The sequence below is a fragment of the Thermus sp. genome, from assembly GCF_037444525.1.
In the GTDB taxonomy this organism is placed as follows: Bacteria; Deinococcota; Deinococci; order Deinococcales; family Thermaceae; genus Thermus.
In genome coordinates this window covers 1-7,994 of sequence record NZ_JBBIMD010000080.1, presented here as the reverse complement: position 1 = coordinate 7,994, position 7,994 = coordinate 1, and the positions used below count along the sequence as shown (strand labels likewise).

Sequence of the window (7,994 nt, the reverse complement as noted above, 5' to 3'; positions counted from 1 at the left end):
GAGCAGGGCCTGCAGAACCTGGGTTACCGTTTCCCTCACTGCTTCCCTCAAGATCATCTGGAGGGTATCCTGATCCATGGGGTACCTCCTCTCCCGTTGGTACCCCCATTCATACACATACCCTTACACATAATTCCTTACACGACCGACCTCCCCCGCCTGCACCGTGAAGCTCAGGTCCTGTACGGCCAAGGCCCTGGGGTAGCGCTTGGTCAGACCTTTGGCTTCCACCATGCCCATATGGTAGCAGAATGATATCATTTTGCAAGAGGGGGACTAGGCGCCCGGGCATAAAAACCTCATGGGACTTGGAGGAAAGGCCCGTCGGGCCCTTTTTCTGGGGTCCCCGCTTTGGCGGGGCACTTACCCCCATAATGGAGGTAGTCATGAAGGCCATGACCTTCTGGGTGAAGCCCAAGAGCTCCGTGGAGGCCCTCCCCGAGGCCCAAGACCTCGTCCAAGACCTTTTGGAGATCTTCCTGGAGTATTTCCCCGAGTATCAGGGCTGCCTGGGCTTCTCCCAGTCCCCCAGGAGGCCCCGCTACCTCTTCCTCTACATGGAGGGCCCTTGCAGGGGTCTTTTCCCTAGCGCCGCGGCCTTTCTAAAAGAGCTTCTGGAGACCGCCTTCCCCCAGGCGGAGGTGCGGGTGTACGGGAAGCCTTGGTCTTAGCGCCGTTTTTTGACCAGCCACCCCTCCTCCCGCACCCCGATCCTGGCGTTCACCACCCGGGCCAGGACGAAGAGGAGGTCGGAAAGCCGGTTGAGGTAGCGGATCGCCTCGGGGTTCACCGGCTCCTCCCGGCTTAGGGCCACCACCTTCCGCTCCGCCCGGCGGACTATCGTGCGGGCCAGGTGGAGCGCGGCGGCCGCGGGGTGCCCCCCGGGGAGGATGAAGCCCTGGAAGGGGGGGCTTTCCTCCTGGTAGCGGTCTATGGCCTTTTCCAGGCCTTCCACGTCCTCTGCGTCCATGCGGGCGATGTTCTTTTCGTAGAGGCTGCCCATGCGGGTGGCCAGGTCCGCCCCCAGGTCAAAGAGGGCGTTTTGGATGCGCTCTAGAAGGTCCTGCAGGTCCAGCTGTTCGGGGGGGAGGAGGCTTCGGGCCAGGCCGATGGCGGAGTTGGCCTCATCCACCGTGCCGTAGGCTTCCACCCGGGGGTGGGCCTTGACCACCCGTTCGGCCCCGTAAAGGCCGGTTTCCCCCGTGTCGCCGGTTTTGGTGTAGATCTTCATGGGGTCATTGTAAAGGCAAGGCCCCCGGAACAGGATTTCCGGGGGCACCCTGGCGGGCCCGAGAGGATTCGAACCCCTGACCTGCTGATCCGTAGTCAGCCGCTCTATCCAACTGAGCTACGGGCCCAAGCCAAGCATTACCCTACCACGGGGAGGGGTTTACTGTCAATAATGGGGGCATGCGCGAAGCCTCGTTGGAGGCGGCGATTCTTGCCCTTCTGGAGGAGGGGAGGGACCTCGAGGCCCTCTTCCAGGCCCTAAGGCCCCGTTTTCCCCACCTCACCCGCGCCCGGCTCTTTGGCCTCTTGGTGCGCATGCGCCGCCGGGGGCTCCTGGCGTATCGGCAGGGCCTTTTCCTACCGGGGGAAGGCGAAGCGCACCACCCCTAGCCCATCCGTCACCTGGACCTCGTACCGTCCCCCTGGGGGAAGGCCCCCTATAGGGATCCTGGCCTCCCCCACGGGGTGGAAGAGGGTGAGGGCGGTGCGGGTGCCGTCCTCGGCGATGTGGAAGAGGGCAAAGTGGGTCCCCCCCACCACCCGCACCGCCACCTCGCCCCCCTCCTCCCTAAGCTCCACCTGGGGCAGGGCCTGGGGCGTGAGGGAAGCGGTCCTCTCCACGAGGAGCCTCTCCCCCTCGTAGAGGGCCACCCTTCGGTAGTCCCCCACGGGCACCACGGCCTGGAGGTGGAGGCCCCCCTCGGAGTCCTCCAAAAGGTAGACCGGGTAGGGGGTGCCGTCCACGAGGAGGCGGTAGGAAGAGGGCTTGCCCTCAGGGCGGAAGGGCCCCTGGAGGGGGGGCCTTAGCTCCACCTTCCCGTCCACCACCAGGGCGGTGAAGAGGAGAACCTCCTCCCCTAGGGGCAGGGGGGCGACGCTTTGGGCCTGGGGGGGGTTGGCCTCCAGGAAGCCCTGGGCCCCCTCGTAGGTGTAGTCCGAGATCCAAAGGGGGCTGCAGTAGCCCATGAGGTCGCGGTAGGCGTTCGGGTCCTTGAGGGAGTTATTCCGGCGGTCGTACCCCCAGGTGCCGAGGGTAGCATTGGGGTAGGGGTAGTTAGGGTCCCCGGAAACGCCGCAAGGGGCGTGGGACCGCCCGAAGTTGTGGCCGAGCTCATGGGCCATGACCGCGGGGGCACTACCCGCGTAATCCCAGCCCACGGCCACGGGGAAGCCGAGGTACCCTATCCCGGCAATCCCTGAGGTGTAACCCACCCGCACGAAGCCGTAGTAGTAGCGCCCGCTGCCGTCCATTTGGCGGAGGATCCGGAGCTCGTCCAGGAGGTCTGACCAGGTGTTGCTGTCCGTGGGGCTTAGGGTGCCGGCGTAGGTGTAGGGGGCACGGGTGGCGTGGTTTACGTCCTTGAGGGGCCATACGGCTAGGAGGGTCTCAGCGAAGCTCGGCACCGTGGCCGTGACCCCCTGGTGGACCACCGGCACCACGGTGAGGTGGAGGGCCGTGCCCGCTCCCACTTGGGGGGTGAGGGTGCGGGTGTTGTCGTTTTCGTCCATTTCCGCCACCTGGTTGTTGGGGTCGGCGCGGAGTTCCGCCCGGAGGCCCGGGGTTACCCAGGAGCCGGGAAGGGTGGTGTTGCAGGTGGTGGCAAGGTCCCCCTGGAGGGTGGCGGTAGGAAGAGGGTTCGGGCAGGTGAAGGTGAGGTTGCCCCGGAAGGTGCTCCCCTCGTACACCGCCCCCGAAAGGGGCGCAGAGAGGCTGATGGGGGCTAGGGCTTGCCACCAGGTGCACCCTTAGGAGGACCTCCTTCCCCGCCACCAGGCGTAGGCTTTCCTTCAGCACGCTCTGGCCCCATTCCACCCGGGCGATGGAAAGGTTTTGGCCCGTCTGCCCGTTGACCTGCAGGGTGAGGCCCACTTCCTGGGTCAGGGCGCCGCTGGTGCCCCGGACCTTTAAGGGGTAGGTGCCGGGGGCAAGGCTTGGGCTTGCCCGAAGCTCCAGGACGGGCGCAGAGGGGATGGGGGTGGAGGTGGGGGAGAGGACCACCGGGGTGAAGGGGTTCCCTTGGGCATCCACCAGTTGGAGGGTGAGGGTGCCCCCGCTGCCCGTGACGGAGAGGCGCACGTAGGCCGTTCCTCCAGGGGGAAGGGAGAGGGTGTTGGACTCCAAGACCATGTTGAAGTCGGAGGGCGGGGTGGTGACGGTCAGGGTTAATGTTGTGGTGCGGCTCAGGCTCCCCGAGGTTCCCTTCAGGGTCAGGGTGTAGGTTCCCGTGGCCACGCTACTGGCCACGCTCACCGTCAGGGTCTGGACCGCCGGGCTAGACCCCGTCACCGGGACGCTGGTGGGGCTGATGCTCACCCCAGCGGGGGCTCCCACCAGGGTGAGGCCCACCGTCCCCGTGAACCCGTTCTGCGGGGTGACGGTGAGCTGGGTGTTCCCGCTCCCACCCTGCTGCACCGTGAGGGTGCTGGGGGAGAGGCTCAGGGTGAAGTCGGGGGGCAGGGCCACCGTGAGGGTGAGGGGCACCGTCTTGGTGAGGCTTCCCGAAGTCCCCTTCAGGGTCAGGGGGTAGGTCCCCGGGGCTACGTCCGAAGCCACGGTCACCGTTAAATTTTCCCGCAAGGGGCTAGTTCCGCTCACCCGAAAGCTGGTGGGTGAGAGGTACACCCCGTTGGGCCCGTTCAGGAGGGCGAGGCTAACGGTGCCTGTAAAGCCGTTTTGCGGGGTGAGGGTAAGAGTTGTGGTGCCGCTTTCCCCCGGTTGCACCGTGAGGCTCGTGGGAACCAAGCTGAGGGTGAAGTCCCATGCGGGGGTTTGCCAGCACCCGGCCAGGGCTAGGACGATGAGGAGGGCGACCCGGAAGGGGCCCATCCCTCCAACCCTAGCAGGGAGAGGGACCTTTCGGATGAGAGGTGCTATCCTGGGCCTTAATGCGGGCGGGGGCCTTAATGCGGGCGGGCCTTGCGGCCAAGCGGCTTGTGGCCAAGGTGGGGAGCGCGGTCTTGGCCGGGGAAGGGGGTTTGGAAAGGCCGGTCATGGCCGAGCTTGCCCGCCAGGTGGCCCTCCTCCGGCGGGAGGGGCGGGAGGTGGTTCTGGTCTCCTCGGGGGCGGTGGCCGCGGGCAGGGCGGCCCTGGGCCTTCCCCGGCCCAAGGACATGCCCCTGAAGCAGGCCCTGGCGGCCATCGGCCAGCCCCTCCTCATGCAGGCTTGGCGGGAGGCCTTCCGGGAGGAGGGCCTCGAGGTGGCCCAGGTCCTCCTCACCGCCGAGGACCTGGCCCACCGGGAGCGCTACCTGAACGCCAAGGCCACCCTCTTCGCCCTCCTCCGTCTGGGGGTGGTGCCCATCGTGAACGAGAACGACACCGTGGCCTTCCACGAGATCCGCTTTGGGGACAACGACCAGCTTTCCGCCCGGGTGGCTCCTTTGGTGGAGGCGGGGCTCCTCGTCCTCCTTTCCGACGTGGAGGCGCTCTACGAGGAGGACCCCAAGAGGAACCCAGGGGCGAGGCCCATTCCCGAGGTGGCCTCGGTGAAGGAGGTTCTGGCCCTGGCCGGGGAGGGGAACCCCTTGGGAAGCGGGGGCATGCGCTCCAAGCTCCTGGCCGCGGGGATGGCCGCCTGGGTGGGGATCCCCACCCTCCTCCTCCCGGGCAGGCGCCCAGGGGTCCTCCTGGCGGCCCTTAGGGGGGAACCCTTGGGCACCTACTTCCACGCCCAGCGCCGTTACCGGGGGGCGCGGGCCTGGCTTTACCAGAACCTAAGCCCCAAGGGGGCCCTGGTCCTGGACGAGGGGGCGGTGCGGGCCCTTAGGGAGCGGGGGGCAAGCCTCCTCCCCTCGGGGGTCAAGGAGGTGCGGGGGCGGTTCGGGCGGGGGGAGGTGGTGCGCCTCCTTTCCGAGGGGGGCGAGGAGGTGGGGGTAGGCCTTGCCGCCTACGCTTCGGAGGAGATCGCCCGCATCCAGGGGCACCACAGCCGGGAGATTGAGGCCCTTTTGGGCTACCGCTACACGGAGGAGGTGGTCCACCGGGACCACCTGGTCCTGAAGGAGGAGACATGATCAGGGAACTGGCCGAGCGCGCGCGGGCGCGGCTTGCGGAGGTGGCCAAGGGGAACCGGGACGAGGCGTTCGTCCAGATGGCTAGGCTGCTGGAGGAGCGATGGGAGGCGGTGCTTAGGGCCAACCGGGAGGACCTCGAGGAGGCGGAAAGGGCGGGCCTTTCCCGGGCCAAGCTGGACCGGCTGGCCCTTAGGGAAAAGGACCTGAGGACCCTGGTGGAGGGCCTGTACCAGATCGCTGCCCTCCCCGACCCCTTGGGCCGGATTGAGGGCCTTGCCAAGAGGCCGAACGGCCTCCGGGTGGGGCGGATGCGGGTGCCCATAGGCCTTATCGGTTTCATCTACGAGGCCCGGCCCGGGGCCACGGTGGAGGCGGTGGCTGTGGCCCTAAAGGCGGGGAACGCCATGCTCCTAAGGGGTGGCAAAGAGGCCTTCCGCTCCAACCAGGCCCTGGTGGCGCTATGGCGGGAGGCCCTAAAGGGGGCGGGCCTCCCCGAGGAGGCGGTAACCCTGGTGCCCACCACGGACCGGGAGGCCATCTTGGAGATGTGCCGGCTGGAGCTTCTGGACCTGCTTATCCCCCGGGGGGGGGAGGAGCTCATCCGCCTAGTGCAGAAGGAGGCCCGGGTGCCCGTCCTGGCCCACGCCAAGGGGGTAAACCACCTCTATGTGGACGTGAAGGCGGACCTGGACATGGCCCTGCGCCTGGCCCTAAACGGCAAGGTGCAGCGCCCCGCGGTCTGCAACGCCCTCGAGGCCCTTCTGGTCCACCAGGGGGTGGCGGAGGCCTTCCTCCCCCGGCTAGGGGAGGCCATGGCCGCCCACGGGGTGGAGCTCAGGGCCTGCCCTAAGGCCCTTCCCCTCCTTCCCCAGGCGGTGCCCGCCTCTGAGGAGGAGTGGGACCGGGAGTATTTGGACCTCGTCCTAAGGGTCAAGGTGGTGGGGGGCCTGGAGGAGGCCCTGGCCCACATTGCCCGCTACGGCTCCCGCCACACCGAGGCCATCTGCACGGACGACCCCAAGGCGGCCTGGCGCTTCCTGGAGGAGGTGGACGCGAGCCTGGTGCTCTGGAACGCCTCCACCCGCTTTAACGACGGTTTCCAGCTGGGCCTAGGGGCGGAGATCGGCATCAGCACCTCCAAGCTCCATGCCTACGGCCCCATGGGGCCCTTGGAGCTCACCACCACCAAGTGGATCGCCCTGGGGGAAGGGCAGGAGCGGGGGTAGGGCTGTGAGGGAAGACCTCCAAGAGGCCTGGCGGCTGATAGAGGAGGGGCGCCATGAGGAAGCGGAGGCCCGGTTGCGCCAAGACCCCACCCCTGAGGCCCGTTTTGTCTTAGGCTACGCCTTGGCCTTCGGGGGCCGCCTCGAGGAGGCCCTAGCCCTTTACCAGGCCCTCTATCGGGAGACGGGCAGCCACAAAGCCCTGCACCAGGCGGGCTTCGTCCTGCGCCTCTTGGGCCGCCTGGGGGAGGCCATGGCCGTGTTTGAGGAGGAGGCAAGGCTTCCTTTAGGCCCGCTGGAGCGGTCGGTCAACCTCTACGAGCAGGGATACGTTGCCCTCCTCATGGGGCGCAAGGAGGAGGCCCGGAGGTTCCTGGAGGAGGGTCTATGCCTAGCCGCAGGGGAACCGGCCTTCGTGGCCCCCCTCCACCGGGCCCTTTGGGAATGGCACCGGTGCTTCGGCAGTCCGGAGGCGGCGGAGGCACACCGGGAGGCTGCCCGGCGCCTTTTTCTAGAGGCCGGAGATCCCCGTGGAGCCGAGGAGAAGGATAACCCTTAAGGAGGCCTTCCGCCTCTACCAGGAGGCCCACGTGCCCTTCTTCGCCGCTGCCCTGGCCTACTATGCCCTCCTCTCCCTGGCCCCCCTGCTCCTCCTCCTCCTCGGGGTCTTCGGCCTTCTCCTCCAGGGGAACCCCGCCCTAAAAGAAGGGGTTCTAGAGGCTCTGGAGGGGGCGACCCTGGCCCTTTTCCCCACCCGGCCGGAGCTGGGGGCCGACCTCCTCCGCTTCCTCACCCGGGGGGCGTTTCCCCTCACCTTGGCCTCGAGCCTCCTCCTCCTCTGGTCCGCCAGCAACTTCTTCGCCGCCTTGAGCTACGCCCTGGGCTTGATCTTCGGGGTGGCCTTAGGGGTAAGAAACCGCCTTTTGGCCTTGGCCATGCCCTTTTTCCTGGGGCTTGGCCTCATCCTCCTGGCCCTCTTGGGCCTGGCCTTGGGCTTTGTGGTGCGCTTCCTTCCCCCAGGGTGGCGGGGGGCTTTGGGACCTTTGGAAAACCTCCTTCCCCTTTTCCTCGCCTTCCTCCTCTTCCTCCTCGTCTATGGCCTCTTCGCCCGGCCAAGGGCGCTAAGGGACCTCCCCCCCTTGGCCAGCGGCGCGGGGGTGGGGGCCCTTCTCTTTGAGGGGGTCCGGCTCGGGCTTCCCAAGCTCCTCCCCCGCTCCCAGTACGAGCTCCTCTATGGCCCCTTGGCGGGGTTCGTCCTGGCTCTCCTTGGGCTTTACCTGGTCCTTTGGATTTTCCTCCTGGGGGCGGTGGTGGCGCGGGTGCTAAAGGGGTAAAAAAAGCCCCCAGGAAGGCCCTTGGCCTTCCTGGGGGCGAGGACCTGGAAAGCGCAGGATTCGGGTTTGGTACTCCTTAGAAAGGAGGTGATCCAGCCGCACCTTCCGGTACAGCTACCTTGTTACGACTTCGCCCCAGTCACGGGCCCCACCCTGGGCGCCTCCCTGTAGGGGTGGGCGACTTCGGGTGGAG

General features: G+C 67.3%; 9 protein-coding genes, 1 tRNA gene and 1 rRNA gene. 6 read left to right on the top strand and 5 right to left on the bottom strand.

Going from position 1 to position 7,994, the window contains the following annotated elements:
* Positions 1–386 precede the first annotated feature (386 nt).
* The gene (locus WKI94_RS10915; protein WP_337845758.1) at positions 387–671 is read left to right on the top strand and encodes a hypothetical protein; all 285 of its coding nucleotides are present in this window, start codon (positions 387–389) and stop codon (positions 669–671) included.
* Here the strand turns inward: WKI94_RS10915 and WKI94_RS10910 are convergent.
* Positions 668–1,231 (bottom strand): cob(I)yrinic acid a,c-diamide adenosyltransferase, encoded by a 564-nt coding sequence (locus tag WKI94_RS10910; RefSeq protein WP_337845756.1) that lies wholly within the window; start codon positions 1,229–1,231, stop codon positions 668–670. The two genes, WKI94_RS10915 and WKI94_RS10910, sit on opposite strands and share 4 nt — an antisense overlap.
* 50 nt (positions 1,232–1,281) lie before the next feature.
* Positions 1,282–1,358, bottom strand: a tRNA-Arg gene (locus tag WKI94_RS10905).
* Between the two features lie 52 nt (positions 1,359–1,410).
* Here WKI94_RS10905 and WKI94_RS10900 point away from each other — a divergent pair.
* Complete coding sequence (locus WKI94_RS10900; protein WP_337845755.1) at positions 1,411–1,620, top strand: hypothetical protein; 210 nt, start codon at positions 1,411–1,413, stop codon at positions 1,618–1,620.
* On the opposite strand, the gene WKI94_RS10895 is transcribed toward WKI94_RS10900, so the two are convergent.
* Both WKI94_RS10895 and WKI94_RS10890 read right to left on the bottom strand, forming a co-directional pair.
* Complete coding sequence (locus WKI94_RS10895) at positions 1,588–2,481, bottom strand: M66 family metalloprotease (RefSeq protein ID WP_337845760.1); 894 nt, start codon at positions 2,479–2,481, stop codon at positions 1,588–1,590. The two genes, WKI94_RS10900 and WKI94_RS10895, sit on opposite strands and share 33 nt — an antisense overlap.
* Before the next feature lie 136 nt (positions 2,482–2,617).
* Complete coding sequence (locus WKI94_RS10890) at positions 2,618–4,057, bottom strand: hypothetical protein (RefSeq protein ID WP_337845754.1); 1,440 nt, start codon at positions 4,055–4,057, stop codon at positions 2,618–2,620.
* Positions 4,058–4,134: 77 nt separating this feature from the next.
* Between WKI94_RS10890 and proB the strand changes: the two genes are divergently transcribed.
* From proB to WKI94_RS10870, 4 genes are read left to right on the top strand one after another with little or no spacing between them, the layout of a single operon-like run.
* A complete protein-coding gene (proB, locus tag WKI94_RS10885; RefSeq protein ID WP_337845759.1) occupies positions 4,135–5,244 on the top strand; it encodes a glutamate 5-kinase in 1,110 nt (369 codons plus the stop codon).
* Complete coding sequence (locus tag WKI94_RS10880; protein WP_337845753.1) at positions 5,241–6,470, top strand: glutamate-5-semialdehyde dehydrogenase; 1,230 nt, start codon at positions 5,241–5,243, stop codon at positions 6,468–6,470. Before proB ends, WKI94_RS10880 begins: the two co-directional genes overlap by 4 nt.
* Before the next feature lie 4 nt (positions 6,471–6,474).
* Positions 6,475–7,026: a tetratricopeptide repeat protein gene (locus tag WKI94_RS10875; protein ID WP_337845752.1), complete on the top strand. Its 552-nt coding sequence runs from the start codon at positions 6,475–6,477 to the stop codon at positions 7,024–7,026.
* Complete coding sequence (locus WKI94_RS10870) at positions 6,998–7,801, top strand: YhjD/YihY/BrkB family envelope integrity protein (RefSeq protein WP_337845751.1); 804 nt, start codon at positions 6,998–7,000, stop codon at positions 7,799–7,801. Before WKI94_RS10875 ends, WKI94_RS10870 begins: the two co-directional genes overlap by 29 nt.
* Before the next feature lie 80 nt (positions 7,802–7,881).
* Here WKI94_RS10870 and WKI94_RS10865 read toward each other — a convergent pair.
* Positions 7,882–7,994: ribosomal RNA gene (locus WKI94_RS10865) — 16S ribosomal RNA — on the bottom strand; the annotation flags it as partial.